The 26,500-nt window shown below is 56.2% G+C and carries 22 protein-coding genes; 11 read left to right on the top strand and 11 right to left on the bottom strand.

The window, feature by feature from the left end; genetic code table 11:
• Window positions 1–20: 20 nt before the first annotated feature.
• Window positions 21–1,292 carry a right-handed parallel beta-helix repeat-containing protein gene (locus ACR0JI_RS03050; RefSeq protein ID WP_480495633.1) on the bottom strand — a complete coding sequence of 424 codons (1,272 nt, stop codon included), beginning with the start codon at window positions 1,290–1,292 and terminating at the stop codon, window positions 21–23.
• 451 nt (window positions 1,293–1,743) lie between these two features.
• Here ACR0JI_RS03050 and ACR0JI_RS03045 point away from each other — a divergent pair, with 451 nt between their 5' ends.
• From ACR0JI_RS03045 to ACR0JI_RS03035, 3 genes are all read left to right on the top strand, one after another.
• Complete coding sequence (locus ACR0JI_RS03045; RefSeq protein WP_480495631.1) at window positions 1,744–3,759, top strand: right-handed parallel beta-helix repeat-containing protein; 2,016 nt, start codon at window positions 1,744–1,746, stop codon at window positions 3,757–3,759.
• Window positions 3,760–3,900: 141 nt separating this feature from the next.
• Window positions 3,901–4,749, top strand: coding sequence for a sulfotransferase family 2 domain-containing protein (locus ACR0JI_RS03040; RefSeq protein ID WP_480495629.1), 849 nt, complete (start codon window positions 3,901–3,903; stop codon window positions 4,747–4,749).
• An 86-nt stretch (window positions 4,750–4,835) separates the two neighbouring features.
• The gene (locus ACR0JI_RS03035; RefSeq protein ID WP_480495627.1) at window positions 4,836–5,702 is read left to right on the top strand and encodes an FkbM family methyltransferase; all 867 of its coding nucleotides are present in this window, start codon (window positions 4,836–4,838) and stop codon (window positions 5,700–5,702) included.
• Window positions 5,703–5,704: 2 nt separating this feature from the next.
• Here ACR0JI_RS03035 and ACR0JI_RS03030 read toward each other — a convergent pair whose 3' ends face one another.
• On the bottom strand, window positions 5,705–6,565 hold the full coding sequence (locus tag ACR0JI_RS03030) for a capsular polysaccharide synthesis protein (protein WP_480495625.1): 861 nt from the start codon (window positions 6,563–6,565) through the stop codon (window positions 5,705–5,707).
• A 251-nt stretch (window positions 6,566–6,816) separates the two neighbouring features.
• Between ACR0JI_RS03030 and ACR0JI_RS03025 the strand changes: the two genes are divergently transcribed.
• The gene (locus ACR0JI_RS03025; RefSeq protein WP_480495623.1) at window positions 6,817–6,954 is read left to right on the top strand and encodes a hypothetical protein; all 138 of its coding nucleotides are present in this window, start codon (window positions 6,817–6,819) and stop codon (window positions 6,952–6,954) included.
• Window positions 6,951–8,297, top strand: a complete 1,347-nt coding sequence (locus ACR0JI_RS03020; protein WP_480495621.1) for a hypothetical protein — start codon at window positions 6,951–6,953, stop codon at window positions 8,295–8,297. The genes ACR0JI_RS03025 and ACR0JI_RS03020 overlap by 4 nt, the downstream gene beginning before the upstream one ends.
• A 9-nt stretch (window positions 8,298–8,306) precedes the next feature.
• Here the strand turns inward: ACR0JI_RS03020 and ACR0JI_RS03015 are convergent, their stop codons facing one another.
• The 4 genes from ACR0JI_RS03015 to ACR0JI_RS03000 are packed head-to-tail and all read right to left on the bottom strand — an operon-like array spanning window position 8,307 to window position 12,152.
• A complete protein-coding gene (locus ACR0JI_RS03015; protein ID WP_480495619.1) occupies window positions 8,307–8,972 on the bottom strand; it encodes a polysaccharide deacetylase family protein in 666 nt (221 codons plus the stop codon).
• A complete protein-coding gene (locus tag ACR0JI_RS03010; protein WP_480495617.1) occupies window positions 8,969–9,994 on the bottom strand; it encodes a lipid II:glycine glycyltransferase FemX in 1,026 nt (341 codons plus the stop codon). Before ACR0JI_RS03010 ends, ACR0JI_RS03015 begins: the two co-directional genes overlap by 4 nt.
• A complete protein-coding gene (locus tag ACR0JI_RS03005) occupies window positions 9,991–11,199 on the bottom strand; it encodes a GNAT family N-acetyltransferase (protein ID WP_480495723.1) in 1,209 nt (402 codons plus the stop codon). Before ACR0JI_RS03005 ends, ACR0JI_RS03010 begins: the two co-directional genes overlap by 4 nt.
• Complete coding sequence (locus tag ACR0JI_RS03000; protein WP_480495615.1) at window positions 11,199–12,152, bottom strand: glycosyltransferase family 2 protein; 954 nt, start codon at window positions 12,150–12,152, stop codon at window positions 11,199–11,201. The genes ACR0JI_RS03005 and ACR0JI_RS03000 overlap by 1 nt, the downstream gene beginning before the upstream one ends.
• Here ACR0JI_RS03000 and ACR0JI_RS02995 point away from each other — a divergent pair.
• The 4 genes from ACR0JI_RS02995 to ACR0JI_RS02980 are packed head-to-tail and all read left to right on the top strand — an operon-like array spanning window position 12,151 to window position 15,288.
• The gene (locus ACR0JI_RS02995) at window positions 12,151–12,339 is read left to right on the top strand and encodes a hypothetical protein (RefSeq protein WP_480495613.1); all 189 of its coding nucleotides are present in this window, start codon (window positions 12,151–12,153) and stop codon (window positions 12,337–12,339) included. The two genes, ACR0JI_RS03000 and ACR0JI_RS02995, sit on opposite strands and share 2 nt — an antisense overlap.
• 35 nt (window positions 12,340–12,374) lie before the next feature.
• Complete coding sequence (locus ACR0JI_RS02990) at window positions 12,375–13,466, top strand: GNAT family N-acetyltransferase (protein ID WP_480495611.1); 1,092 nt, start codon at window positions 12,375–12,377, stop codon at window positions 13,464–13,466.
• 29 nt (window positions 13,467–13,495) lie between these two features.
• Window positions 13,496–14,137, top strand: a complete 642-nt coding sequence (locus ACR0JI_RS02985) for a GNAT family N-acetyltransferase (RefSeq protein WP_480495609.1) — start codon at window positions 13,496–13,498, stop codon at window positions 14,135–14,137.
• Window positions 14,137–15,288 (top strand): DegT/DnrJ/EryC1/StrS family aminotransferase, encoded by a 1,152-nt coding sequence (locus ACR0JI_RS02980; RefSeq protein ID WP_480495607.1) that lies wholly within the window; start codon window positions 14,137–14,139, stop codon window positions 15,286–15,288. Before ACR0JI_RS02985 ends, ACR0JI_RS02980 begins: the two co-directional genes overlap by 1 nt.
• 6 nt (window positions 15,289–15,294) lie before the next feature.
• Here ACR0JI_RS02980 and ACR0JI_RS02975 read toward each other — a convergent pair whose 3' ends face one another.
• Window positions 15,295–16,776, bottom strand: a complete 1,482-nt coding sequence (locus tag ACR0JI_RS02975) for an oligosaccharide flippase family protein (RefSeq protein WP_480495605.1) — start codon at window positions 16,774–16,776, stop codon at window positions 15,295–15,297.
• Between the two features lie 402 nt (window positions 16,777–17,178).
• Between ACR0JI_RS02975 and ACR0JI_RS02970 the strand changes: the two genes are divergently transcribed.
• On the top strand, window positions 17,179–18,441 hold the full coding sequence (locus ACR0JI_RS02970) for a nucleotide sugar dehydrogenase (protein WP_480495603.1): 1,263 nt from the start codon (window positions 17,179–17,181) through the stop codon (window positions 18,439–18,441).
• Window positions 18,434–19,684, top strand: a complete 1,251-nt coding sequence (locus tag ACR0JI_RS02965; RefSeq protein ID WP_480879221.1) for a glycosyltransferase family 4 protein — start codon at window positions 18,434–18,436, stop codon at window positions 19,682–19,684. Before ACR0JI_RS02970 ends, ACR0JI_RS02965 begins: the two co-directional genes overlap by 8 nt.
• Before the next feature lie 248 nt (window positions 19,685–19,932).
• Here the strand turns inward: ACR0JI_RS02965 and xrtD are convergent, their stop codons facing one another.
• The 4 genes from xrtD to ACR0JI_RS02945 form a co-directional block, all read right to left on the bottom strand.
• Window positions 19,933–21,552 carry a VPLPA-CTERM-specific exosortase XrtD gene (gene xrtD, locus ACR0JI_RS02960; RefSeq protein ID WP_480495599.1) on the bottom strand — a complete coding sequence of 540 codons (1,620 nt, stop codon included), beginning with the start codon at window positions 21,550–21,552 and terminating at the stop codon, window positions 19,933–19,935.
• Between the two features lie 135 nt (window positions 21,553–21,687).
• Window positions 21,688–23,259, bottom strand: a complete 1,572-nt coding sequence (locus tag ACR0JI_RS02955; protein WP_480495597.1) for a TonB-dependent receptor — start codon at window positions 23,257–23,259, stop codon at window positions 21,688–21,690.
• Between the two features lie 12 nt (window positions 23,260–23,271).
• Complete coding sequence (locus tag ACR0JI_RS02950; protein ID WP_480495595.1) at window positions 23,272–23,889, bottom strand: polysaccharide biosynthesis/export family protein; 618 nt, start codon at window positions 23,887–23,889, stop codon at window positions 23,272–23,274.
• A gap of 114 nt (window positions 23,890–24,003) precedes the next feature.
• Window positions 24,004–26,454 carry a tetratricopeptide repeat protein gene (locus tag ACR0JI_RS02945; protein WP_480495593.1) on the bottom strand — a complete coding sequence of 817 codons (2,451 nt, stop codon included), beginning with the start codon at window positions 26,452–26,454 and terminating at the stop codon, window positions 24,004–24,006.
• Between the last annotated feature and the right edge of the window lie 46 nt (window positions 26,455–26,500).

Below are 26,500 nucleotides of genomic sequence, written 5' to 3'. Positions count from 1 at the left end.
AAAATTCAAAGCCGCCTCCGTCAGCGGGTGGGATAATCCTCTGTAAGTGTGGAACCGGCTTTGAGACGCTCGATTTCACCGCCGGGGCGCACGCCGTATTCATGATAACCGTTGGCCGGGCCGGTCGCATAATAAATGAATTCATCGTCATAAAAACCGGGTGCCGAGGAGGACTGATCCTGAATGATGGCATTGTTGAGCACCACCCAGTCTTTTTGATTATTGTACCCGATGATACCTCCAACGGCGTTTTGTTCGATGACCACATAGGTTGCGTCCGAGACATTGATGTGTGGGATTGTGACATTCCCCTTCTCTTCTCGGTGCACCCGGATAATCGAATTTTTGCGGATCGAAATATTATCGATGTGATGTACTGATATGCCATGAACATGCGCATTGTAGATGACGTTGTTTTCGATCAGCACATTCTGATGACGCAGCATCGGATTGCTCGTGTCTTTACCGTCGCCGCCCATCCAGATTGTCTGGGCATAGTCCCCAGCGCCCATGTCGAATATGTTGTCCCGGATGACCATGTCGGTGCTGCGCTGATTTGAGCTGCGCAGAATCTGGATCATGTCGCGGTGATCCGAATTACCTTCCACGCCACGAAAATTGTGCATGTGGTTAGCTTCGATCAATAGGCCGTCAATCACGCCAAGCGCCATGCCGTCTGAACGGATATCGGAAAAATCATTGCCGCGTATTGTAAAGTCGGTGACCCTGTCTGCGCTCAGGGCTTTCCACCATTTCCTGAAAACTGAACTATTGATATCAATCTTCGCACTGTTTCGGACCATCAGCCCGCGACCATGGCCCGCTTTTGATCTGTAACCACCATCGAACACGGAATTCGTGATGGTGATGCCACGGCTGTCCATAATGCTGAAATTATTGTGGTGGTCCCTGTCGCCAGACGTGTACTCGTAGTCAAAAACCAAGCCGTCAAAAATGACATTTCCGGCCTGACTCAGGCGCAAAGCGGTAAAACAAGCCGGATCCTCAGGATTGGCCGAGCGGATTATGACCGGTTTCTGGAACGCTGTTCTGATTAACAGATTTCCGTAGTTTCCGCCCTCAAGGTTGAAAGTTTCTCCACCCTGCGCATGTTTGATCCCTGTTGAAAACTCTGAGGGAGTGCGGATTGTCTGCCCACCTTCTGTGTCGGATACCCTCGTTGTAATCTGCGTATCTTCGCAGGCTTCAGCGGCGGAAGATGGCGTTGGCAGGGCTAGAAGCAAAGTGCAGGCGTAAGCCATTAACCCGAAAGAAAAGTTCTTGTACCGCATAAGCGTCTCACTTTTTACTTTTCACCATGTGGAAAGGCTACGAGCAAGGGCGAGCCGTGTCCAGCACAGTGTGCTGCGCGAACCTTCGGGGCAATCGGGTGGCTGGATAGGTTGACGGAAGGGCACTCAGCAAATCGTCGCTTATGATTTTCCACAATACGCGGGCGCTCGCCTGAATAATGGCGTTTTTGTGTCCATTGTTGCGAGGCAGGAATCAATTGTGCAAGTACAGAATTACCGCCAAGGGATGGGGAACAATTCCTGGTATTGAGTATCGAGTTCAGCCGGGAATGAAGGCAATGGGGCAATATTGTCCCAATTCAGGCAACAGTTTCCAAACATAGCCACATTTCGGCCACTCTGCCGCCTTCGGGTGGCTGTTCCATTCGTCCTGGGTGTGCGGGATCTCGTGCGCTGCCACTCACAGCGCCTATGAAACAGAAGGTGAAACATGTCGACGACAATCACGGTAACCTCTGCGGCAGAGCTGAACCAGGCCCTGTCACAGGCATCAGGTGGGGAAACGATACTGCTTGCGCCAGGCAATTATGGGAAGCTTGTCATCAACAATTCTCAATTTGCCTCGAACGTGACGATCAAATCCGCCGATCCGAACGCGATGGCCAGTTTTTCCGAAACCTATGTGAGCAACTCATCGAACGTCACGTTCGAAGAGATCAAGTTCGACTACACGTACGCTTCGGGGGACAGGGATCACCACAGCCCGTTCCAAATCAACTACAGCAGCAATATTACCATCGACAATTCGGTCTTTGACGGCGATCTTGCCAGCGGTACAGGCATTGGCAGAGGACTCGTGATACGAGGTTCGACTGATGTAGATGTCGTCAACACCGAGTTCCACTCGTGGTGGAAGGCGCTGTCGGCGGTCCAGTCGACAAACCTCAACTTCATCGGCAACAACATCCACACGATCCGGTCCGATGGTATTTCGCTGGGTGAAGTCCAGAACGTTCTGATCGAGAATAACTACATCCATGATTTTGGTGGCCTGGCAGGATCCGGGGATCACCGCGACATGATCCAGATCCAGCGCGCCAGCGGAACAGGTAGCAGTGACATCTACATTCGCAACAATGTTCTCGACATCGGCGCTGGAGATTATGCGCAAGGCATCTGGGCAGGTGCGGACAAGGGCAACATCTCGGATCCGACACACTGGAATTATAATATCGTTATTGAAAACAACGTTCTCTACAACGCGCATTCAAACGGTATTGCCTTGCATATGACGGATGGGGCGACGATCTCAAACAACACAGTGATCGCTGTACCAACGCAGCAGACCGGCGGTGTGACCATCCCCAAAATTATTTTGGCAGTCGGATCGCAGAATATCACGATTACAGATAACGTCGCACCGGCGATTGTGGGGTATATAGGTCAGCCCCACTTTAACGTCCAAAACAACGTTATCACTCAGAACACGGATCCGTCGGCACCAGGGTATTATGATACCCAGTTCGTTTATCATGCCACGTCCGCTGCCGATGGATACAACCAATACGGTGTTATTCCTGGCAGTGCGGTTGATCTGCAGAATGCCGGATCAAGCTTGGTCGATGGCTATCCGTTCAGCTACTATAACTGGGTTGGCAGCTCCAGTACCTCGGTGAATCCGGGTACGACTGCACCTGGCAGCGGTGCATCGGCCCCAACCGCGCCCGACAGCGGTGCATCGGCCCCAACCGCGCCCGACAGCGGTGCATCGGCCCCAACCGCGCCCGACAGCGATGCATCGTCTCCAACCGGGCCCGACAGCGATGCATCGGCCCCAACCGCGCCCGACAGCGATGCATCGGCCCCAACCGGGCCCGACAGCGATGCATCGGCCCCAACCGCGCCCGACAGCGATGCATCGTCTCCAACCGGGCCCGACAGCGATGCATCGGCCCCAACCGCGCCCGACAGCGGTGCATCGACCCCAACCGCGCCTGACAGCGGTGCATCGACCCCAACCGCGCCCGACAGCGGTGCATCGACCCCAACCGCGCCTGACAGCGGTGCATCGACCCCAACCGCGCCGGATTCAGATGGACCGCGATTCCCGGGGGGTTTTGACGGCTTCTTTGGGGGAATCATCGGCGGGGTGAACACAGGTGGCGGCGGGGGGCAAAATAATCCGTTGAATTTTGACTGGCTGTCGCAGGCCGGGTTCTCTGAACCGTCGTCTTTCGACTTTGTTTTTTCCGGAAATGACACTGTTCGTACCCCGCAGCTGCCGTTCTGGGGCAATGGAAATGCGACACCGAGTACTTTCGGTCCTGCGATCTCTTTTGGTGGTATAGACACGGAGTTGGATTTCGGCGGTGGCCGAGGGTGGCATTTGGGCTTTGGCTCCAATGGCGGTGACCGTGCCGATAGTGGTCTCAGAGACAATGCGAACGATGGCGATGTTCAATTTGTCGATACCTTCGGCGGGTTCTTTGACGACCTCTGGGGCTAACGGCTAGAATCTTTGACCGTAACCAAAATACTGAAAGGGCAGATCGGAGTTTTGATCTGCCCTTTCCTTTTTCACCGGACGGATTGCCAAACCTGTCACGGCTCCGGCATATGGTGCATATTGGGTTGAGAGTTTCCTGTCATGATTTTGTCCGACCGCCACAGATTTGTATTCATACATGTGCCGAAATGCGCGGGTACTTCTGTCAGGCACGCGGTTCAGCCCTACCATGATGCGGATGAACGCTTTCTGAAAGCTGTTGAACGGCACCCGGATCTAGGTGCGATCGATTTCCGGCATCTTCCGCTGCGGTTGTTGCGCGATCTCGACCCAGAGGCTTTTGAAAAGCTGAAGATCTATGACAGCTACGCGCTATTGCGGGATCCGTTTCAAAGATTCAGATCTGCAATATCGCAACGGGCTAAAATGTACCTTGGCAAGGAATTCGCGCAACTTGGAGACGGCGAGTTGCGCGCCGAGTTGCGCCGGGTGCAGGATTACCTGTTGTCAGAACCCCGTGTCATCGCGCCGGAATTCATTCATTTCGCCCGGCAGGCGGATTTCGTTCAGATCGGCGATGAACGTCTGGTCTCCAACCTTTTCCCGCTTGAACGGCTTGACTTGTTCACCCGTGCACTTGCCCGGCATATCGGGGCTGAAACGTTGCCGATGGGGCATGTGAACAAAACCGAAGTGTTTCGTTACCCGCAACTGAAACATATGGCGCGCACCGGCGGCCTGCTTGCCCGGCGGATGCTTCCCGGGCCTGTGCATGAGATACTGCGCCGGTCGGCACGGCGGGTGCTTATGAAGCCGGTTGCCAGGACAAAACGGTCAATTTTTGATGACGCAGAGATGCGGGAGTTCATCTCCAGTTACTACAGCGCTGATGTTGCCCTGTACAAAGAGGTTCAGGCGCGTATGGCCGCTGAATTTCAAAACCAGCAGGGGCAGCACCTGAGCGGCAGGCAGGCGCTGGTTAGGAAATGAATGCAGGTTGCACTGCAACACACTTGAAAACTGAAGGCTGACCTGTTCCGCTTTCCGGCGCATTGAAGAGAAGGGCAAATGTTCTGATGAAGAAGGTGAAATCTATTGTTCGAAACAGCCTTGAACAGATCGTAACATCCAGACGTGGGCTCAATATTATCTTCAGGCATTTTGCCGCCAAAGGAATAAGGTTTCATTCGAACACCGGTGATACGTCATTCATATATGATCCGTCCGAGTTCATCGGGCGGCAAATCTATGAAACCGGCGCTTTCCAAAGGTCCGAGATAGAAAATGTTGCGAAGATTGCGTCGAATGAAGGCTCGGGCAGGGGCGTCATGCTGGAAATTGGGGCCAATATAGGGACAACGACTGTTTATGCCGCCAAAACCGGCCTGTTTGACAAAATAATCGCCATCGAGGCGGATCCGAATAACTTTGATCTTCTGGTCGCAAACATTCGGGTGAATGGTCTGACGGATATGGTGATACCGATTTGCTGCGGCGCGTCCGATAAATCCGGGTCCATGATGCTGCAGAGAAATACCCTGCATTCAGGCATGTCCAGCATAGAGTCGGTAGAGGGCGTTTTTCATGCGGACGCGACCGGGTCGTCCGAAGAGATTCCCGTCAGGAAGGCGGATGACATATTGGCGGAACTGGGCATCTCTCCCGAAGATATTGCTTTGATCTGGATGGATGTAGAAGGCCACGAACCCAAGGCGCTGGCGGGAATGCAGAAGATTTTATCAACCACCCCGCCGCTTTATTTCGAGTTTACCCCCGCGCGATATTCGGAAAACGAGGTTCTCTGGATAGAGAAGGAAATTCTGGACCAGTACAATTCCACTCGTGTCTATTCGAACGAATGGCTTGATTTACCCGAAGAAGGCATCAGAAAGTTGGATATGGACAGCCATATGAATCTCTTTTGCACGATGGCTGGCAGCTGATCCTAGAGGCTGTCGTTACCAGCTTGCAAAAGCTTTTGGGCCGCAGCGATACGTTCCTCGCTCCAGTTCCAGCGCAGTTTCTGCACTGGCACAGCGCCGGCTTTCAGCAGCGCGGCGGTTTCTTCAAAGTTAATCTTGTGTGTGACCGCGTCATGCACAAGATGCGGGCCATAGCAGCTGATTTTCGGAATTTCGTCATAGATGCGCCGGAACCTGCGGCTTGTCAGATACAGATAGTCGATCATGATATGCGGCCAATAATAAATATGTGGTTTTGATCGGCTTTCCCAATAGCCAAAGCAGGCTTCTTCCCAAAGCGAGATGAATTCGCCTTCGGGCTCAGAGGCAAGAAACCAGTTCGTCATCGACCGGCGCATACCCGGCCAGGTGAACCAGGTATCGTATTTTGTCCATGTAAAGGCGAAAAAACCGCGCTGTGCCGCCATGGGCAACCAATTATCAAGGGGTGCCAGGCAGTATGTCGTTGCATCTGCCCAGACACCCCCTTTCTTTCTGAGAAGCCTCAACCGCAGCAGATCAGCATAAGACTGAACCGGCAGTTTCGATGGATCATGGGGCAGATCGGTGATCTGTGCTGCGCTTTTGGCATCCAGCACCTGAATGTCCCAGCCGGGGTTATGAATGCGCCACGAGGCGATGCAGTCCTTCACCAGTTCCGGGGCGTTCTCTTCACCCTGATCCCAGTAAACCCAGATTGTTTTGGGAATAAGGCGTGGCGCGGATCGCGCAAAGTAATTGGGTTTCCCCTTCAGCTTCTGGTAGGCACGTCCCCCATATGTCGGCAGCAATCGGGCCGCCACAATCAGGACGAACAACCATGTCCAAGGCTTGCCAGCGCGCATACATACTCCAATACACTTTAAATAAACTTCTAATCACCACCTGAACTTTGCGCCAGCTATGCTCGGCATGTCATTCGATTTCCGATGTTGGCTTCAACTCATGGCTGGATGGTGGCAACAATCAGGAATAAAATACGACATTGTTGCACGAAAAGCTTCGGGATACCGTCACATCCGCGGATTTATTGTAAACAATGGTCAGGATCGTATGATTCAGCGTCATTGGATTTTCGCGCCTTAAGGTGGGTATCATGACAGTTCGCGCGCGCCGAGAAGCTTTCCTTTCGGCAGATTACGTTCTGCCCGGAGATGGATATGATATCAAAGCAGCAGAGAACACTTGGCCGCATGACAATACCGGTGAGAAAGAGGACAGCCTGACGCAATGACGCTTGCCGCACAATCCGGGGCTCGGACGACAAGAGCCGTAATAGAGGATTCGCCCAACCGGCTTATGATCGCGCTTTTTATCGTATCGCTTGTTATGCCCTTTTTCGTGTTTTTGGGCGGCCTCCGACTGAGCATGTATCGTGTTTACCTGCTTGTTTTCCTGGTCACCTTTGTGACCCGGTGGCTGAATGGATCGGCGGGGCGGGTCCGTGCCCCGGACATTCTGGTGATTTTCACAAGCTTCTGGATGATGACGGCGCTTTTCGTCAATCACGGGATTATTCAGCAATGGGAATTTGCGGGCATTTTGGTGATTGAGACAATAGGCCCCTACCTCGCGGCCCGCGTCCTGATCCGGAACCTTGCCTCATTCAAGACCTTTGTGCGGTGGTACTTTCTGATCGTGGCGATGTTGTTGCCGTTTGTGCTCTTTGAGAACATGACCGGAAAACCGATCCTGCTGGATCTCTTCCGCAGCATTCTTTCAGTCTATCACAACGTCAATATGGAGCCCAGGATGGGGCTGGAACGCGCTCAGGCAACGATGCCTCATCCGATCCTGTTCGGAGTGTTCTGCGCACCGGCCTTTGCCCTGTCGTGGTACACCCTCAGCCCCGACGGGGCTTTGTTCAAGCAGATACGCCGACCGTTCGTCGTGGGGGTCGCAGTTTTCGGTTCGCTGTCTTCCGGCGCCTTCATGGGGGTGCTGTTACAGGCGCTTCTGATTGGCTGGGACGAGGTGCTGAAAAAGATCAAGAACCGATGGAAGATTTTTGCCGTTCTATTCGGCATTCTTTACATCGCGCTTGAGCTGTCTTCGAACCGGAATGCGTTCCAGATCATCGCAACCGAGTTGACGTTTTCAAAAGCGTCCGCATGGAACAGGATTCATATTTTCAACAATGCAATTGACGACGTTTACAGCAACCCGATTTTCGGCCTCGGGCAGAGGGACTGGACCCGCCCACACTGGATGAAATCGAGTGTCGACAATTTCTGGCTGCTTATGGCGATGCGCTATGGAATCCTGGCCTGGTTCCTGCTGACACTCTCTACCGTTCTGGTTTGCTGGAAAGCCATTGTCGCGCCGCTGTCCGGGGAGCATGCGCGGGTCCGGCGGGGATATCTGATCGCATTCATCAGCATGATTGTCTCGGCGTTTACAGTTCACATCTGGGACGCGGCATATTGCGTGTTCATGTTCCTGTTGGGGGCTGGGGTGTGGTTTTCCGACCCTGACTGTACGCAGGAAAGCGGGCCTGACACCGCCGAACCCAAATCAGCAAAACGAGAGATCAGGTATACGAGGTTTCCCAAGCCTTCTGCGGACGCGGTATCATAGGCAAACGCGTCACCCCGTGACCGTCCAGCGCTTCTGAACCATCCGGACCGCGCGGCGCAGGCGGCGCAGGGGAGGCATCCGGTTTGACAGGATGGCCTGCATGTCGGCGTCATTCATATCGCCGCGCAGGGATGTTCGGGGCCGAAGGAAGGTGTCCCGCCGGAAACTGCCGCCGTCGCTGGACCATGCGGTGGTGTAGCCTGCTGCCCGCAACGCCCGCAGCACCCGCGCGTCATAGCGACCAAAGGGAATGCCCGCTTCGGTGATCGCATGTCCGCAGATATCTTCGAGTCGGGCGCGGGAGGTTTGCAGTTCCTGTTTCAGGTCCTCATCGCCCAGCGTGGGCCAGGCGGTGTGATCGATACCATGACTGCCGATCGTCATGCCCGCCTCGGACAGCGCCCGGATATGCGCCTTGTCCAGCGATCCGGGTTCTCCGATCCGCCCAGTCAGCACGAAAAACCGCGCGTGCAGCCCGTGCTCCACCAAGGCGGGCAGAGCGCTGTCATGGTCTGACAGGTTGCCATCGTCGAATGTGATCCGGAAACCCGCAGGCGCTTTGGCCACCTGAGCCAGAACCTGTTCGAATTGCTGGGTCGAGACCCAATAGGGGGCCTCGCCGGTTTCCAGACTGCGCCGGGGTTTACCGATGCCGTGGAAATTCAGACCAATCATCGGCGGGCCTTCAGGTGTGTGTGGACCGTTTCAGCAGTGCGGATCAGGGCGGTGGTCAGGCCAGCGGGCCGGAATTCATAAGGCCCTGCGGCGATAACCTCGGCGCCGCCTGTCCGCAGCTTGAACCGCGTCACGCTGGGGTTGCTGTCTGCGTCGATGCCACCCAGGTCGAACCAGCGCAGGCCATGGGCTTTGCAATGCAGGATGGCCTGCCACATCAGGTAGTGTCCGGCATTGAGCCGCCGTCCGGCCTCTGACGTGGCACCAAACAGATAAACGCCATTGGTGCCCGTGCGCCCGATTGTCATGGCACCTATATCCATGCTGCCGTGCCGGGAAAACAAGACGTCATGACTGAAATCCGTGCCCTTGAGGTGATAGTAAAACTCGGGCGGGATGTCCGGGCTGAAACCTTTCGCAGCCTGCACCTTTTGATAGAGGCTGTGAAACCGGTCCGCGCAGTCTGTAATCGGCCGGACTTCAAGCTCCATTCCTGATTTCAGAGCGTTGCGTAGGGGGTTGCGCCATTTGCCGTGTAGGGCGCGCATCAGAGTATCCTCATCCTGATCGCAATCGATGATTACCGTTCGGTATGGAGAGGAGCGATCTGTTGGCGCGAAGCCAGTCTGGGCCGCCAGCCGGTCCACAGATGGGACGTCGCGTAGCGTTGAGGCGGGCAGTCGCAGCCGCAGGATATGCCCGCTCTGCTCAGCATGGGTGTGAAGGGCGGCAAAAACAGCCTCTAACCCCTCTGACGTGGCCTCAGGCTGCACCATCGGCCCGGCCGCGATCCAGGCGATACCGCGCCCCAGACCCGGCACCGGTTTGACACGCAGGCAGGCCGCTGCGACGGGTTGGCCCGTCTGATCCGACAGGGTGATGAATTGCGCTTTGGCCCCGATCCGCTGCGCCGCCGCCTGCGCGTAAGTCAGGGTCTGCTCATAGGTCCGCTCACGAAAACCAGCGCTGATCCGGGGCCAGTCTTCGGCTGCAACACTCTGCACTGTCAGGGGTTTCGTCATAACCGCGTCCGTATCCAACTGGTCCACAGCCTGCCGGGTCTCAGCCCCAGCCGAGGCCGGAATTTCAGGAACCAGGCGCGGTAGTAAAACAGATGCAGCGCATCCGCCCACCACAGCAGAACCCGCGCCCGCAGTCGCGCCCCGGGCCGATCGGGGGCCAGCACGATGGTATGGATCGGCACCAGTTCGCCACCGTAACTCAGCTTGTATTCATATTCCCCAGCACCGACCTCGACCAGTTTGATGCCATCTTCAATCAACCCCTCCACCCGCTCGACCAGCCCGACGCGCCCCAGTCCGATCTTGGCAAATTCAGGGTCTGTTTCGCGGGCATTCAACCACCAATAAGCCTTTTCGCTCAGCGTATAGCGCAGCTGGCTCGACAACAGCCGGTCGCCTTGCCATTGCTCATCAATCATGGCCTGCCCCTTGGGGCCCAGCCTATGCAGCAGGTCCCGGTAGAACGCGGCGGCCACGGACCAGTCAGAGAAATGCCCGCCCTTCCCAGCCGCCTGCCATTGCGTTGTGTGCAGCGCGATGAACCGGTCCATCATCGGATCGACCGTCTCAGGGGTTGAGCTGGTGTTGTTAAGCGGCGCGACCTCAGTCAGGCGCTTGATATCCCGCCGCACCTCGCGCCGCCGACTTTTTGACAGCGCCTTCATGAACCCGTCAAAGCTGTCGGGCAGGTCCATCAGAGTATGCCCGCGCGGGCTGTCGTCGCGCAGGATCGACAGCCCCTCAGCGGTGCGGAGATGTTGCAGCTGTGCCGCCCGTTCGGACATCGGCGACAGGCTGACAGCGGCGCAGTTCATCTGTTGTGTCAGGTGATTGAAAACGGCCCGCAGAACGGTCGTTTCGTGACCGGCAGCGATGGGCAACCCCATGACCGCGAAATTGGGATCAACCCCGGCCAGCCGTGCAACGCGCACGGGAACCGGCCCAGCCCAGATTGTTTCTATGCAAAAGGGCAGGGCGCCGATCAACTCGGTCCCGTCCCGCAGTAGGAAGCAGACCGGGTGGCGGCTGGCGGCAAAACTTTTGCCGTAGTGATCCCACCAGGCCGCCTGCCAATCGGTCAGAAAATAAATATCGGCGCCGGATGCCGCGACCAGATCATCCCATTCGGCTCCTGTCGCAAGGGCCTGAGCCGGGGTTTCCAGACAGTCGAGCGTAGGCCCGGAACTGGTCGAGATCGCATCCATCACGTGGCTGGTTCCTGTCCGAACAGGTGGTACCGGATCGCCGCTCCCGACAGCCGCAGACGGGCGGAACGGTCCGGCGTGGCGCGCAGCAGGCCCAACAGGCCAAAGGCGGCCCCGCGCAGCAGCGCGCTGGTGACAAAGATGGCGCGGGTCAGCAGCTCTCCACCCCGGCCATAATGTTTGCGGGCGTAGATCGTCTTGCTTTTCTGCTTTTGCACATACATGCGCGACTTGATCTGGGCTGTGCTTTTTGAGCCGCCCTCAAGATGCAGAATCCGGGCTTCGGGCGCGAAGACACAGCGCCAGCCAGCATTGCGGATGCGCCGGCACCAGTCAGCCTCTTCCGAGTAGATGAAAAATGCATCGTCCAGCAAGCCGACCTTTTCGAAAACCGGGCGCGGCACCATCATGAACATGCCCGAGACTACGTCCACGTCGCGCTGTGTCGTCCGGTCCCAACCACCGTATTCGGGCCAGGAGAACAGCCGTTTCAGCCCAAATTCGATCACCGCTAGGCTCAGCGGTCCCGGGTTGGCAAAACAGGTCAGCTGGATGGTTTCGGGGTCCTCGAACACCTGACATCCGACGCATCCGACATCCGGATGCGCGTCGAGCCAGCCGCTCATGACGTCGATTGCGTGATCCAGGATGATCGTATCGGGGTTGAGCAGCAAGAGCTTGTCGCCTTTGGCAATCTCAAGCCCCTGATTATTGGCTGCAGCAAATCCGTGATTGCTGGTGTTGGCGATCAGTTTCACATCGGGGAAATTTTTTCTGACCATTGCGGCCGAGCCATCGCTCGAGGCGTTATCTACCACAATGACCTCATGGGGCAGTTGTGTCTGATTGCCTATGGATTCGAGACAATCGCGCAAAATATCGCACGTGTTCCAGTTTACGATAACAATCGACACGGCGCATTCCGTGCCCGCTGATTCAGATGAAACGTTCATGACACTCTCAACCCACGAGAAACATACATCGCAACAGGCGCTTAATTCACCGGTGCATGCGCCATTGATCCGCACTCCGACGCGCGAAGCCACTGAGACGATGAATTATTTTTTACATTTCGTGGCATATACCTTCTATATTTTTGAACAGGATGACGAATTTAATAGGTTTGGTATTTTTGGCTGACGCTTCCGTAGTCACGCCAGGAAAGTGAGTGGTTAATGGATATTGAATGTTACGATGACCTGACCGGTGAGCAAATACATGAATGGCGTGAATTTGTGACGGGTTGTCAGCATCAACACCCCAGACAGGACCCTCGGTTTGCCGATGTAGAGCGTGCAATTGGAGGGGTCGTTGTTTTTGTAATCGCGCGCCGTCAGGAAGCAATTTGCGCTGTGGGTCTTTTTTCACTCCAACGCAGTCGGATTATGGTGGGCAGATATTCTGAGGCATTGGCGTTGAGTGGCCCGATTTGCGACGATGCCGAGACGCTGGCCGAATTTGTAGTCGCTGTGTCAGACCACCCGCGCTTTGCAAAGGTTGATGCCATTAAGGTGACCCCATACTGGCTGGATGATGACGCTGATCGTTTGCATCAGAAATTTAATCAAGCCGGGATGGCCATTACGGACCCAGGACCGCATCGCGACACCGGATTGATCGACCTCAACCGCACTTTGGAAGAGGTGCGAAGCTCGTTTTCAAGAAGCGCGCGCCGCAATTTGCGAAATATCGAGGCGACGGATGTCGAAATCCGACACATAACATCCCCTGATGAGATCAGTGTTTTTTTTGATTGCCTGAACGCGCTTGTGATCAATCCCAATAACCTTACTCCGGTCACGCGCCCTGAATACGAAGCCGGATTTCGCAATGTTTACAATGATCCTGAGGCCGGGGTTCTGTTCACGGCGTACCACAAGGACACTTTCTTAGGCGGTTTTCTGTTATACCGCAGCCGAATTACAGCTTTTGCCCGGCGTTTCGTGGCTGACCCCGCAGCGGCTGGCCTTATTGGAAATCTGCGCATTGCGCCGCTGCTTTGGCTCAGAGGGATGCAATGGGCGATGGAACAGGGATGCACAAACTTGGATGTCGAAGGATATCTGCCCGATATCGACCGCAGCCATCCCGATTTCAGTGTTTTGGAATACAAAACCTATTTCAAGCCGCGCCCTGTCAGGCGCGTGGCAGAACATACTTTGGTAAATAACCGTCTGTTCCACCAGGCGAATGTGGTTCCGTCACAGTTGAAACGAGTGGCGCGGCGTGGTGTCAGAGCGGTGCAGGCCCTGACCAAAACGGGGTAGAGGTCACGGCATTGCAGGAGGTTTGACGAGTGTTTGGACTTGGACAAAGGAAAAAGCTGCTCTTGCTGCGCAATGCCGCCCGTCGCGGTGCGGTGCCGTTTCTACAGCAAGCTTGGGCAACTGTAGCGGACGTATGTCTGCGTCGAAGAAACCTGGTGTTTCAGCTTGATGGAGAGGATTTTCTGAAAGATCCGCCTCCGGCTGACCCGCCTTTGGAAGTTCGTAAGGTTTCGGATTGGGAAGATCTACCCGCCAGCCTGCGTCAGCGGTTGGAATCCGGGGAAGAGAATCTGGAATGGGGCGACAAAAGCTGGTTCAACAAGGATCGCAGGCTTTGGCTGGCCACCCTCAATGGAAAGGATTGCTGCTTGGCCTGGATGTTGGGCTCTGACGTGGGCAAACACTTTTTCTGTTCTGTCCCTTCAGATGCCGAAGTTCTTTTCCAGATGGTTGTTCTACCCGAGTTCCGGGGAAACAGCCTGCAGGTCAGGGTGCATCGGATCATGATGATGGAAAGATTACAGGCAGGCACGAAGCGTTTTTTCGTCGCTTGTCACGAATACAATTATACGTCGCGGCGAAATATCGAAAAACTCGGGTTCCGGCTTATCGGTCTTCACAATGAATCCCGTTTTACGTCCCGCCAAACCTGGCAGCCGCTGACACGCTGATGCAGACACGGGTCACCGACGCTGTTGCGAACATGCCCATGACGGCCGGCAGTTTGTGGGTGCGAGACGCACAGGGGGGTATTCCCGCATTATTCGCCGACCGGCAGGTGCATTTTGCGTTTCAGACACGTGTCGCAATCCGCGCCGCCTGTGATGTGCTGGGACTGCAGGCCGGTGACGAAGTTCTGGCTCCAGCTTATAACTGCGGCTCGGAACTTGACCCGCTTGTACATGCCGGGCTGACCGTGCGGCTGTATCCGGTCGGTAAGGACCTGCACGCCGATCCGGCGCGGATCGAACCGCTGATCACGGAGCGAATGCGCGCACTTTATGTCACGCATTATTTTGGGATCCTTCAGCCCGAACTGGCCGCGCTGCGCGCGCTCTGTGACAGGTACGGCTTGCGGATGATCGAAGATTGTGCGCTGAGCTTGCTGAGCGGAGAGACGCCGGCGGAAGGACACACCGGGGATATATCGGTATTCTGCTTTCACAAATTCGTACCAGTGCCAGAAGGCGGGGCATTGGTCGTGAACGCCCCTGATCTGAACGTAGCTTCGCCGTTTTCGCGCCCGGCACATGGAAAGATGATTGCGAGGATTCTGGCGCGGGCTGCTTTGGTAAATGTGTTGGGATCTGCCCGAGCCCAAAGCCTAAAGCGTGCCTTGACCAAAGGACCGGACGTGGCGGATCCGGTTGATGTGACACCCGACGAGATAGAAGATATTCCGCAGCACTACTATTTCAACCCGGCCCTGCAGGACCGCCGGATCAGCGCTTTCGCATCCCGATCACTCCGATCCTTTTCGGTTGCGGATATGTTGTCCGCTCGACGGGCCAACTGGCACCGTTACCGCGAGCTATTGGATGGGGTAGGGGGTGTTGAGATGCTGAGGTCTGAGCTAGAGCCCACAACCTGCTCGCTGAACATGCCGCTTCTGGTGAGCGAGCGCGACCGGGTGGCGCGCGCCTTGCAAGCTTTGGGCATCGGTGCAACGCCGTGGTGGGCTGGCTTCAACCGCAATCTGGACTGGTCCGGCCAAGATGAGGCGATTGACCTCAAGAACAACGTGCTGTCACTGCCTTTGCACCAGTACCTCGGCCCCGCGCATCTTGAGCATATCGTCACCCGATTGCGGCAGGTGTTGTGACAGCGCTTATGCTTTCCTGTCGCGGAGATGGTTGCGCAGCTTGCCCAGCAGGGAAAACACCATGGTTTCGAACCCGTCCGGGCGTCCGGTCACGGCCCATAGCGCGATATGAGTCGAGGTATAGGTAATCACTCCAACGCCGGTCTTTGTCAGTACGATGCCCGGGGTGTATGAAAACTGCATAACATTTCTCAGCAGGTAGTTGGTGGCGATAACCGCCACCGCCATCACCGCACAGGACACAAAGCTGCGCCAGCCGACGGTTAAGGGCTCGAAGAACCCACCGTTTCCAAAGCGCTTGGCGATGAACAAGGTCACGATCAGCGCCGCCAGTTCGGCAAGACCGGCCGCTATCAGGGCTCCGTTGAAGCCATATTGAACCCCGATCCACATCACAACACAGACAATGACCAGAAGAATTATGTTTCTGTAGAAAAGCAGAGAGGTCGAACCCTCAATGTAAACAGCCGAGCGAACATTCGCCTGCAGCGAGCTCAGCGCATAAAGCGGGGCAAGCACCCAGATAACCGGCGCGGCGGCAACCCACGTATACCCCATGAACATCCAGATCACATCCACTGAGACAAGCGCGAAACCTACACTGCACGGTAATATGATCGCCAGGAACCCGGCATTGATTTTGCGGAACCCCTCTTTGCCTTTGTCGGTTTTTCGGGACAGGTCAGCCAGCCCGGGATACACAACCCGGAGGATTGGCGTGAACAGCTGGTGGGTGACGACATTGACCAGTCGCGTTCCGACCCGGAACAGACCTGCATCCGCCAGACCCAGCGTCGCGCCGATGATAAGCTGCGGGGCGCTTGCAGACAGAAAGTGGGCCAGTTGTGCTCCGATGGACCAGGATGAGAAAGACAGGCTGTCGCGCCATTGGGACAAGGAAAACCTGGGCAGCATTGGCGCAATTGCAAATGTCCAAATCCCGCGCATAGCCTGACCGGCGAAAGTGGCCACGACGATGGCCCAGTAATCCCGCCAGTACCAGGACAGGAAGATAGCAAGAACTGCGTAGACGACGCGGCTGAAGGTTTCCTCTCCTGCCACATAGCCAAAACGCAGACCGCGTTCGAACAGCAGAAAGCGCGGGCTTTTGATCGCCACAACCAGCGACATCGCGGAAAGCACGGGCATTAACTCTGTGAGTGCAGGAATTTCCAACAGCGCCACAATAGGTTGTGCAGCCCAAAACAAGAGAGCGGCCATGATCCCGAAGATGATCTGAAAGGAGAAAACTGTATCCAGATGCGCGGGCGTCACATTGTCGAGCCGGATCAGAACCATCCCGATCTGCCGTTGAAACATCTCCAGCAATCCGGTTGCAATCAGAAAGTATGCGATAATGCCAAAATCTTCGGGCGTCAGAAGGCGCGCAGTAATCGCAATCGTCAGAAGACCCAGCCCCTGCCGGAATACTCCGGAAGCAAGTAGCGTTGCCGCGCCCACCGCAAGGGCAGATCGGCGGGTGAGCATGCTGGGGGCCGGATTGTGGTTTGGGGTATTTTGCACGTGGTCAATATTTCCGAATATGAGGCAATAATTGCCTTTTGGGGGTAATGTTTCTTTTAATGTGATCTCCAAAGCGACGCTTTGGAGTGTGGAATCTCAATTCTGGCAAGCTGACCGGCTGGCTGATAATCAGATCAAAGAAGGTTTCTTTATATCGAGATCGCATGTTTTTATTATTCAGCGTTAGACGGTTGCGTGATGTTTTGGCCAATATCTCCATTCCGTGTCAGCAAATGGCATCACATAGCAAGGTAAATTTCCGCTTCAGTGTCTCAGATTGGCTTCGGTTCGTGCAAGTCTGCTGACTAAGTGTCGACGCGGTTTGGTTGGACTGCGGGTATTAAGTTTTCAAGACGGTATAATGATATGAAGATTGCGATTTTTGGTTTGGGGTATGTGGGGTTCACGGCAGCGTGCTGTCTGACCCGTGAAGGGCACGAGGTGATCGGCATTGATGTGAATGCCGACAAGGTGTCCGAAATCAACGCAGGCCAGCCCCCGATCAAGGAGCCGAAGGTGGCCGGGTTGCTGACCGAGGCGCTTGGGAAAAATCTGATCCGGGCCGTGGTCGAGATGCCGGATCTCGGGGATGTGGATCTGGCCATTGTCAGTGTGGGCACGCCCAGTTCCACTGACGGCTCGCATAACATGAGCTTTGTGGCCGAGGTGACGCGCCAGATCGCCGAAACCGTATCGCCGGATCGGGCGCGGCCTCTGACGGTGGCGTATCGGTCAACCTTCCGACCGGGCACCGTGCGGCAGCTGATCGAGCCGATCTTCCAAAGCTATCTGGGCGAGCGAACGGCGCAGGCGGTCGAGATCGTCTATAACCCCGAATTCCTGCGCGAGGCGTCGGCGGTGGATGATTTCTTCAACCCGCCCAAGATCGTTGTTGGTACAGCCGATGGCAATCGCTCGGCGGTGATGGACGAAATGCACGAGGGTCTGGACGCGCCGGTGTTCTACACCGCTTTTGAAGAGGCCGAGATCACCAAATTCGTCGACAACACCTGGCATGCCACCAAGGTGGCCTTCGCCAATGAGATCGGCCGTATCTGCCACAGCATGGGCGTGTCCGCCAAAACCATGCACGAGATTTTTGTCTCGGATACCAAGCTGAACATCTCGGCCTATTACACCCGCCCGGGCGGTGCGTTTGGGGGCTCGTGCCTGCCCAAGGATGTGCGTGCGCTGCAGCATATCGCCGGCGAGGTGGGGGCCCATACCCATCTGATTGACAGCCTGTTGCAGACCAATCAGGCGCACAAGACCTATCAGGCGCAGGACATCATGGCGCGGCTGCCCGAAGGCGGCCGGGTGCTGATGGCGGGACTGGCCTTCAAGGCCGGAACTGATGATCTGCGCGAAAGCCCCAATGTCGATATTGCCCGGCGGCTGCTGCAGGCGGGGTATCAGCTGTCGGTCTATGATCCGGCCATCAAGCCTGCCGATCTGCGGGGGCAGAACTTGGGTTATGCCTTTACCCACCTGCCCAATGTGGGCCGCCTGCTGGTTGATCGCGCCACGGCCGAGGCCGGGCCATGGGATTTGGTGGTCGGATCGAACCGGATCGTGAACGAGCTGAACCTTGGCGATGCAGAGGTGATAAGAACCTATGAATATGACTAGCCCTGTGTCCGCCGTTCAGCCGATCTCGTTCGACGAGCTGCGCCAGAGCCAGCCGCTGAAAGGGCTGAAGGTTCTGATCGTGGTGGAAAACCTGCCCGTGCCCTTCGACCGCCGCGTCTGGATGGAGGCGCGCACGCTGGCTGCCGCAGGCGCGCTAGTCTCGGTTATCTGCCCCACCGGCAAGGGCCATGAGGAACGTGTCTGGGAAGATGAAGGCATCAAGGTCTACCGCCACCCGCTGCCGTTGGATGCCAGTGGGGCGCTGGGGTATCTGCTGGAATATGGCGCGGCGCTGTTCTGGGAAAGCTGGCTGTCACTGAAGATCAAGTTCACCCGTGGGTTTCACGTCATCCATGGCTGCAACCCGCCCGATCTGATTTTTCTGGTGGCGCTGCCCTTCAAGCTGTTTGGCGTGCGTTATCTGTTCGATCACCACGACATCAACCCCGAACTTTACGAGGCCAAGTTCGACAAGCGCGGCTTCTTCTGGAAGCTGATGAAGACGTTCGAGCGGCTGACCTTCGCCTCGGCACGGGTGTCGATTGCCACCAATGAAAGCTATCGCAAGATCGCCATCGAGCGCGGCGGCATGGCGCCCGAGGATGTCTTTGTGGTTCGCTCGGGCCCCGATCTGAGCCGGTTGCAGCACCTGCCGCCAAACCCCGCGTGGCGCAACGGGCGGACATACATGGTGGGCTATGTCGGCGTCATGGGCGATCAGGAAGGGATCGACCTGCTGCTGGAATCCGTGGCGCATCTGGTGCAGGTTCAGGGGCGCGACGACATCCAGTTCTGCCTTGTGGGCGGGGGCCCCAGCCTGGACAAGCTGCGCGAACAATCTGCTGAAATGGGCCTGTCGGATTATGTCACCTTCACCGGCCGCGCGCCGGATCATGATCTGTTCGAGATCCTGTCGACCGCCGATGTCTGCGTGAACCCGGACCGGGTGAACGAGATGAATGACAAATCCACCATGAACAAGATCCTTGAATACATGGCGTTCGAGAAACCCATCGTTCAGTTCGACGTGACCGAAGGGCGGTTCTCGGCGCAGGAGGCCTCGCTTTACGCCAAGGCCAACGATCCGGTGGATATGGCCGACAAGATCACCGAATTGCTGGCCGATGACGACCGCCGCACCGCCATGGGCCGCTATGGCCGCGCCCGGGTCGAGGCGGAAATGGCCTGGCCCCATCAGGTCCCTGCGCTGATCGCGGCGTATCAGCGGATCTGGAAAGGGTAGGGCCCTATCTTCGCTCGTTGGCAGCTCTTTCGCTTATGTGCATTTGTCTAGTTCAGGCCTTCGGCAATTGAGCCTTTCCAGTCGAGCTTGGTGATTGTGATAGGATAAGGTGGTTGTGTTACAAAGTAATTCGGTCGTGGAAGGATTGGGGCAGTGCCTCAGTGTCTCTTTTATTCGTCTGTCTTTGAACACACCGGAGTATTTTTCGATTGTAATCGAGGGAAACCAAGCCGGGCTTCTACCTTAGATCAAAACGGCACAAACCGTGGTAGGCGGTTCAGGCTGGGTTCCATGAACCGCTGGAGTCGCGCATCCGCATCCGCTTCGGTTTCGCCGGGCAGGATGGGGGTGACAAATCGAACCAATGCGCCGTCGGTCCGGCCCATGGTGAACCCGTCCTGAATAACGCTCATCTTGGCGCGGAAATCGTTGACCATGCGTTTGCCGCGCTGTTCGAACCAGTAGTAAACAAGCTGCTTTGACAGTTCTTTCTGGATGACAGCGCGGTTGACGGTAAAGCTGCCGTAGGGGGTGTTGCCCGGATTGATCTCATATGGCTCAAGGCTGAAGATTTCCCAGCCACCTACGGGCAGGCAAACCTCGGGTGAATGGATGCCGTCGCCATCAGTTTGCTTGTCGTAGAAGGCCACGAACATGTTCACGAAATCGCCCGATCCGCTGTCGATATAAGTGGCATGGAGGTAATCGCTGGCGCCCAGAGTTCGTTCAACATTGGGATCAAGGCTGGTGGTCGACCCCGACCAGTCGCCCAATTGGCGCGGATAGAGGACAAAGGGGTCCCGCTCGACGAGTTTCACCTCGGAGGCGGGGCGCAGTGCCCATGCGGTCGAGACCGCAAGCGTCAAAAGCGCCGCGAGAGCCAGCGCGACCGAAGCGCGGATGGCAAAGATACGCAATGCGACGGTACCCAGCCCTTCGGTATCCAGATCGATTGCCTCGGTGAACGGTTTCGGATCAGGGGCCAGACGCTGCAAGCCGAGCGCCATGAGAAACAGAATGGCGACGCAGAGCAGGAAGATGATCCAGCCTTCGAAGAAATGCATGAACCCTTCGGCCTGTTCGATGCCATGCTGATTGACCAGAATGCCGATCACGCCGATGCGGATGGAATTCATCAGAACAGTCAGCGGCGCGGCCGAGACCAGCAGAACCACCTTGTGCCAGATCGGACCGCGGTAGAGCAGGGCAAAGAGGTATGAAAAGCTGAGAATCGGGAACAGATAACGCAGGCCCGAACAGGCCTCGGCCACCTGCAGCTTGTAGACCCCCAGATCGATGACATTGCCTTCGATAAAGACCGAAACTCCGGCGAGCTGCACGAACCAGACGCCCAACTCGGACGACACCCATTGCAGGAAGATCGTGAGCTTCCAGTAGACGAACTGGGGCAGGGGCAGCATGAAGACCAGATGGATTACGGGCAATTGGTGGTATTTCCCGCGTTGCCAGCCGAAGACGGTCACCATGACGCCACCGGTCCAGATGATCATCGCATAGGTGACGATATCCGGAATTCGGGCCAGGTTGCCGAGAATGGCAATCACTAGCGCAACCACAATCACGGCCACGCCTGGCCAGCGGTCATGGACGACCGGATTGGGCGGAGGCATATTGCGCAGCTCACGCAGGAACAAATACAGCGAGATGATGGGGATCAGCGGCCCGTGGCTGTATTCCGGCGTGCTCCAGGCAGCCCCCAGCGACACGATCCCGATCCAGAAGATGGGTAGGGATCCAAGTAGCAAAAGTGCAAACCAGAACAGCCCGGTTGCATTGATTTCCGGCAGAACCCCTCGGGCGGCCCCAAGCGTTTTGCCGGAGCTGTCATTCGAATCGAGATGATGCATCACCGTCCATCATGCACAATAAATTCCGATGCTGAATTATGCCGCGTCCGGGGCGCGGTGATTTGACCAAAAATAGAAACAATTATCGTTAAATTGCCGTATTTGTCGCCGCTCAGGAATCGGCTCGGCGAAGGGTCAAGGTTTGAGTGTGAACCGTCGTCCAAGCGTAACAAACACCGAACTCGATGTAGCGGTAAAGCCGTTCTGTTCATCCATCTCATATTGATAGCCCAGGTTCACGGCCCAGTCCCGCGTAATGGCACGGGAATATGAGGCGTTGAACGTGCTGCGCTGGCGCGGGTTGGACACACCGGTCCCTTCGTCTTCCTGATCGATGTAATCGAGGCTGAAAGACAGGGCCGAAAGCGAGTTAATCAAATAATCATAGGTCAGAAAAGCGGTTGTTTCGCGGGTTTCCACACTTTGTGTGCTGGTGCCGACCCGGCGCTGGATTGTCGCGCCAATCCGGGAACTGGCCAGTTGATAACTATAGTCAAGCTGACCGATCGGCGTTACTTCATCAAACGGACCCCGGGTGAAACCGACATTGAAAGCAAACGATCCGTTGGCCCGCTGGTACCTTCGACCGAAGGTGGCGTTTGTCCTGGCGCCATTCACGCCAAATGTCTGATCAAGAAAAATATCGGCGGTTCCATCTGGCAGCGCTTTGTTCCAGCCAAAACTCCACACAAAATCTTCTGTCACATCATTTATGCCGGTCGCGCGTTGTGTGTCGTCGACGCGACTGTAACCGATGCTTGCGCTGACATCCGTAACAGAAGAGACGTTATATGTCGCTCCGGTCGATACGGTTGTCGTGTTGCGATCGGTCTGCCCAGTGTCATCCGCCACGAAATCCCTGTACCTGACAGTCAGGTTTCCTTGTACAACCGGAGAGATCCGCAGAAACGTGATGGCAGAGTAGTCGTCATACTTGTTGTCGAACAGGGCCGGATCGATCGTGTTCTCGTATCCGCGCTTGCTATAGTTGTAGGAGAACTGAAAACCTAAAGGATCGTTGAGACCGGTCTGCCAGTCCAGATTTCCGAGGGTGTCCGTCTGATCGCCTATGGTGCCGATGACATCAGAGGAGTCGATAACCCCGTCCAGATTGATGTCGGTCAGAGACCGGTTAAAGGCCAGATCCCTCTCTCGATATGAAGCAAGCAATCGCAAACGGCTGTTGGGCCGGTCGCGCCGATAGGACAGTTGAGTGAAGGGATCCGAGAAACTGGATTCCGTCCCGATGATCGGTTCATCGGCAATCCGAAACAGCCCCGACAGATCGAAGGTTAGAGTGGAATCCGGTGTTTGCTTCAACACCGCCAACGCCAGTGTATTTTCCCACCAGGTGGTTGACCCAAGCGACGGATCGGTCAGGCGGAGGTTGTCGTCGTATCTGAGCGAGGACAGGTAATCCAGCGTAATACTCAGGCCAGTGCCGGTGCCGGTCTGCTGACCCGTTGCGGCCTGACCAACCTGCCGAGCCGGGTTACGCAGCGCTTGTTGCGAAATCAGCTGCTGGCTGGGCGTTTGCTGCACAGCCGTTGTCTGTTGAGCGGTCGTTTGTTGTGTCGAACCCGCCTGAGTCTGCTGCGTCGTTGTCTGTGTTGTCGCGGCCTGTTGCCCTACCGCTGGCGTCAGTGAGATTATAAGGGCTGCTCCGCCCCCCAGCATGGTGGACAGCCTGAATTTCGATTTTCCCACCTGTATCAGCCCCTATTCGAACAAGCGGCGTGCTGGCACGACAACAACGTCTCCAGCTTTAAGCACAGTGTTACCCTGGATGCCGCCGCCCGAGCCATTGTAGTTATAGTTAAATTTGTTCATCACGCCTGTCTTAGTGTCAGCCCGGCGCAATTCGATGCGCTTGCGGGCCGCGAAATTGGTCAGGCCACCGGCCTGAGCCAAAACCTGAAGAATGGTTGTGCCTTCGGACGCAAGAAGTTTCCCGGGTCCGAGGACCTCACCCATGACAAAGACCTCGATCGTCGGTCCGGTCGTGGTCGTCTGCCCACTCTGAAGCAGTGGTGGAGGTGCCAGCGACGCAACCGAGATAAAGACGGTTGGCGGCGCATTGAAGTTTGAAGCCAGTGCTGACGAGAGAGATGAGCTAAGCGCGTTGGTGGATTGCCCCGCCGCTCGAAGTGCGCCGGCCAACGGGAAGTTTATGGAGCCATCCGGCAGAACCAGAATGGTTCGGTTGAGGGTGGGGTCTTCTAGAACTTCGACCTGAAGTGCGTCACCCGGCTGAATCTGGTAGGACTGCGCCCAGGCGCCCGTTGCGACCGTCAGGTAAATTACAATACCTATAAATGATCCGATTACTTTCCGCATATTCAAATCTCTCACTTTTCCCTCCATTTATGCCCTTTTGCAACTTGGGAAACAATCTACTGGATGTTTGAAGGGGGCAAGATGCGGCAGAAATGCAGCGCCTTTGTTGGTTTCTTATTGCCCTGCGATATTTGCAGCGTTCAACTGCTCAATTTCATCTTCCAGCGTTGGAGAAACACTTAGGGGAACGCCGGTAGCCTGTGCCGCGCGATACACGCGCATGGCGTCCTCGGGGCGGTCGACCGCGGCGTAGGCTTTGCCCAGATGGTACAGAACCAAGGGATGATCCGAGAAGGTACGCGCAGCAGCTTCAAGGTAAGCCACGGCCTCATCGTAATTACCGAGCCGGTAGGCAACCCAACCATACGTTTCCTGAAACACTGGTTCGCGGGTACCGCGCAGGCGCCGGGCTATAACGTCGGCGCGCTGTAGGCTTTCGTCATCGCTGCGATGCGTTGTCAGCAGGCTTGCCAGATTGTTAGCCACAATTACAGATCGGTTGCTGAGCGGATATAACTTTTCATAGACAGCAATCGCCTGATCCAGTTCTCCGGCGCGTTCGTGATCCATGGCCTGCAGCATTAGAATATCCGGGCTTTCAGGCAGCACGGCTAACGCGTCGACCAAGACTTGCTGGGCTTTTTCAGGTGCTTTCTGCCCTTTCAACAGCGCATACAACCCAACCCACGCCCGCGTTGTGCCCGGGTAATCTGCGAGGATAGCCCGATAGAGCCGTTCTGCTTCGCCACTGTTACCCTCATCAGCCAGAGCATGCGCCTTGACCAGGCGCACCGGCAGAGAGTCGGGGGCTTCTTCAAGTATCTGATCAAGTCGGGCGAAGGCGGCGGCACTTTCCCCCCGTGTCAGTAACGAGCGGATCAGCGCGATATCCGCCGACAAACCGAATTCGGGATCGTCAGCCAATTCGTTCAGAAATTTTGTCAGATCGTCAGCCCGATCCTGAGCAGCCAGCATATGCGCCTTAAGTTCTTTTGCCTGTCGCCGCGCTTGGGGGGCGTCCAGCTCGCCGATTGATCGCTGTACCGCCCGTGCACGATCCCAATCCTGCGTTTTCAGGTAGATCTCACCCAATAGAAAAAGAAGTTCCGACTGTTCCGGGTTCTGGTAAAGGGAGGAGGTCAGAATGTGTTCGGCAATTTCCAAATCACCCTCTGCAATCAGAAACCGGGCATAGCGCAATGCCTCTTCCGGTGCGCTTCGGGACATTTCTGTCGCCAGAGCAAGCATTTCGCCCGTCAGTGTCCGGTCGCCATTTTGCTCATGCGCGTACGCCATCAGGGTCATCAGCTGCGGGTCACGGGGTGTTTGATCAAGCGCTTTGCGAAGTTGCACGATGGCATCGCCTGTATTGTCCTCGCCAATCAGCCAGTACGCCTTGAGTTTGAGCGCCTCGACCTGGGTCGCATCCTCACTCAACACATTATCGATCAGGGTCTTTGCATCGTCTGTTCTGCCGATCCGAAACAGCATGCGCGCGAATTCCACCTCGCTTTCCCGGATCTGCATGGTTCTTTCTGCATCGTTAATCAGATCCTGCATCTCGGCGATTGCCGTTTGCGCGTCGCCCGCGTCGAATTTCAGCTTGGCTCTTACCGTTTTGAGTCTGGAGCTGTTGGGGCCGTTCTGTGCGATGATTGTGTCCAACTCGGCAATCGCCGCTGTGGTGTTTCGATATTCGCTCAGAAAGGCGACCAACCTCTGGGTTGGTAGAAAATCCTCGGCCTGTGGATCCACCTCGGTGCGCAGAAGCTGTTCGGCGGCATCCAGATTGCCTTGGTTGATATGATGCTGCACCAGAAACTGTTCGACGCCCTTATCATCCGGGAAAACCTGCGCCATCTGGTTGAGCATCTCTTCAATCTTATCCGGTTGATCCAATTCCTGCAGGGCGTGAAGCCGGATGCCATAGAGGTTCTCCTGTTTTGGAGCGATTGCCAGGGCCGTGGTTGTTTCGTCCAGAACGCCAGCCCAGTCCTGATCGCGGACCAGATGATCGATGACAACCTGCCGTGATGTCATCAGATCGGGATGTGTCCTGATCATCTCGCGGGCAGCGTGAACAGTGAAATCAACCCTGGCCGCATCGCCAACCCCGACGGCGTCGGCATAAGCCAGTGTGTTATTAACGGACTTGATCCCGATATCATCCGGCGCCAGCGCAGCAGCAACGGCACCGTGGCGCCTTACGTCTTCCCAATTACCCACCTCCAAGGCCATTTCGGCCAGGCTGCGCTGCCCTTCGAGATTGTCCGGATACTGCTCCACCAGCCGCAGATACTGGCTGTAAGCGAGGGAAATATTGCCGCGTTCGCGTTCCAGTCTGGCAAAGGTCAGGCGGGCCTCTTTATGCTGGCCATTCAGTTTGAAAACATTCCTGAATTCGACCAGGGCACGCTCGACATCGCCTGCGTCCAGATGGGCCATTCCCGCTTGGAAATGCGCCTCTGCCCTCTCTTCGGCCGAGTCGCATGCGCTGAGTAACAGGGTCACTGCAAAGAAGGCAATGGCCAGTCGCTGGCTGATGAAGAATCTTGATACACTCAAAGCTGCGCTCCCGCAAAACCGCGAAAAACATGAACCGATGGGCATG

Source organism: Ruegeria sp. N10, assembly GCF_056531545.1.
Note: the sequence above shows the minus strand (reverse complement) of the source record. Positions and strands in the feature narration are given on the sequence as shown.

Bases quoted from the DNA above. Each gene is read 5' to 3' on its own strand.
- ACR0JI_RS03050 (WP_480495633.1), bottom strand. From the start codon at position 1,292: ATGCGGTACAAGAACTTTTCTTTCGGGTTAATGGCTTACGCCTGCACT.
- ACR0JI_RS02970 (WP_480495603.1), top strand. From the start codon at position 17,179: ATGAAGATTGCGATTTTTGGTTTGGGGTATGTGGGGTTCACGGCAGCG.
- ACR0JI_RS03010 (WP_480495617.1), bottom strand. From the start codon at position 9,994: ATGACGAAACCCCTGACAGTGCAGAGTGTTGCAGCCGAAGACTGGCCC.
- ACR0JI_RS03015 (WP_480495619.1), bottom strand. From the start codon at position 8,972: ATGATTGGTCTGAATTTCCACGGCATCGGTAAACCCCGGCGCAGTCTG.
- ACR0JI_RS03025 (WP_480495623.1), top strand. From the start codon at position 6,817: ATGACAGTTCGCGCGCGCCGAGAAGCTTTCCTTTCGGCAGATTACGTT.
- ACR0JI_RS02950 (WP_480495595.1), bottom strand. From the start codon at position 23,889: ATGCGGAAAGTAATCGGATCATTTATAGGTATTGTAATTTACCTGACG.
- ACR0JI_RS03000 (WP_480495615.1), bottom strand. From the start codon at position 12,152: ATGAACGTTTCATCTGAATCAGCGGGCACGGAATGCGCCGTGTCGATT.
- ACR0JI_RS03040 (WP_480495629.1), top strand. From the start codon at position 3,901: ATGATTTTGTCCGACCGCCACAGATTTGTATTCATACATGTGCCGAAA.
- xrtD (WP_480495599.1), bottom strand. From the start codon at position 21,552: ATGCATCATCTCGATTCGAATGACAGCTCCGGCAAAACGCTTGGGGCC.
- ACR0JI_RS03005 (WP_480495723.1), bottom strand. From the start codon at position 11,199: ATGGATGCGATCTCGACCAGTTCCGGGCCTACGCTCGACTGTCTGGAA.
- ACR0JI_RS03035 (WP_480495627.1), top strand. From the start codon at position 4,836: ATGAAGAAGGTGAAATCTATTGTTCGAAACAGCCTTGAACAGATCGTA.
- ACR0JI_RS02980 (WP_480495607.1), top strand. From the start codon at position 14,137: ATGCAGACACGGGTCACCGACGCTGTTGCGAACATGCCCATGACGGCC.
- ACR0JI_RS03020 (WP_480495621.1), top strand. From the start codon at position 6,951: ATGACGCTTGCCGCACAATCCGGGGCTCGGACGACAAGAGCCGTAATA.
- ACR0JI_RS03030 (WP_480495625.1), bottom strand. From the start codon at position 6,565: ATGCGCGCTGGCAAGCCTTGGACATGGTTGTTCGTCCTGATTGTGGCG.
- ACR0JI_RS02990 (WP_480495611.1), top strand. From the start codon at position 12,375: ATGGATATTGAATGTTACGATGACCTGACCGGTGAGCAAATACATGAA.
- ACR0JI_RS02975 (WP_480495605.1), bottom strand. From the start codon at position 16,776: ATGCTCACCCGCCGATCTGCCCTTGCGGTGGGCGCGGCAACGCTACTT.
- ACR0JI_RS03045 (WP_480495631.1), top strand. From the start codon at position 1,744: ATGTCGACGACAATCACGGTAACCTCTGCGGCAGAGCTGAACCAGGCC.
- ACR0JI_RS02965 (WP_480879221.1), top strand. From the start codon at position 18,434: ATGACTAGCCCTGTGTCCGCCGTTCAGCCGATCTCGTTCGACGAGCTG.
- ACR0JI_RS02995 (WP_480495613.1), top strand. From the start codon at position 12,151: ATGACACTCTCAACCCACGAGAAACATACATCGCAACAGGCGCTTAAT.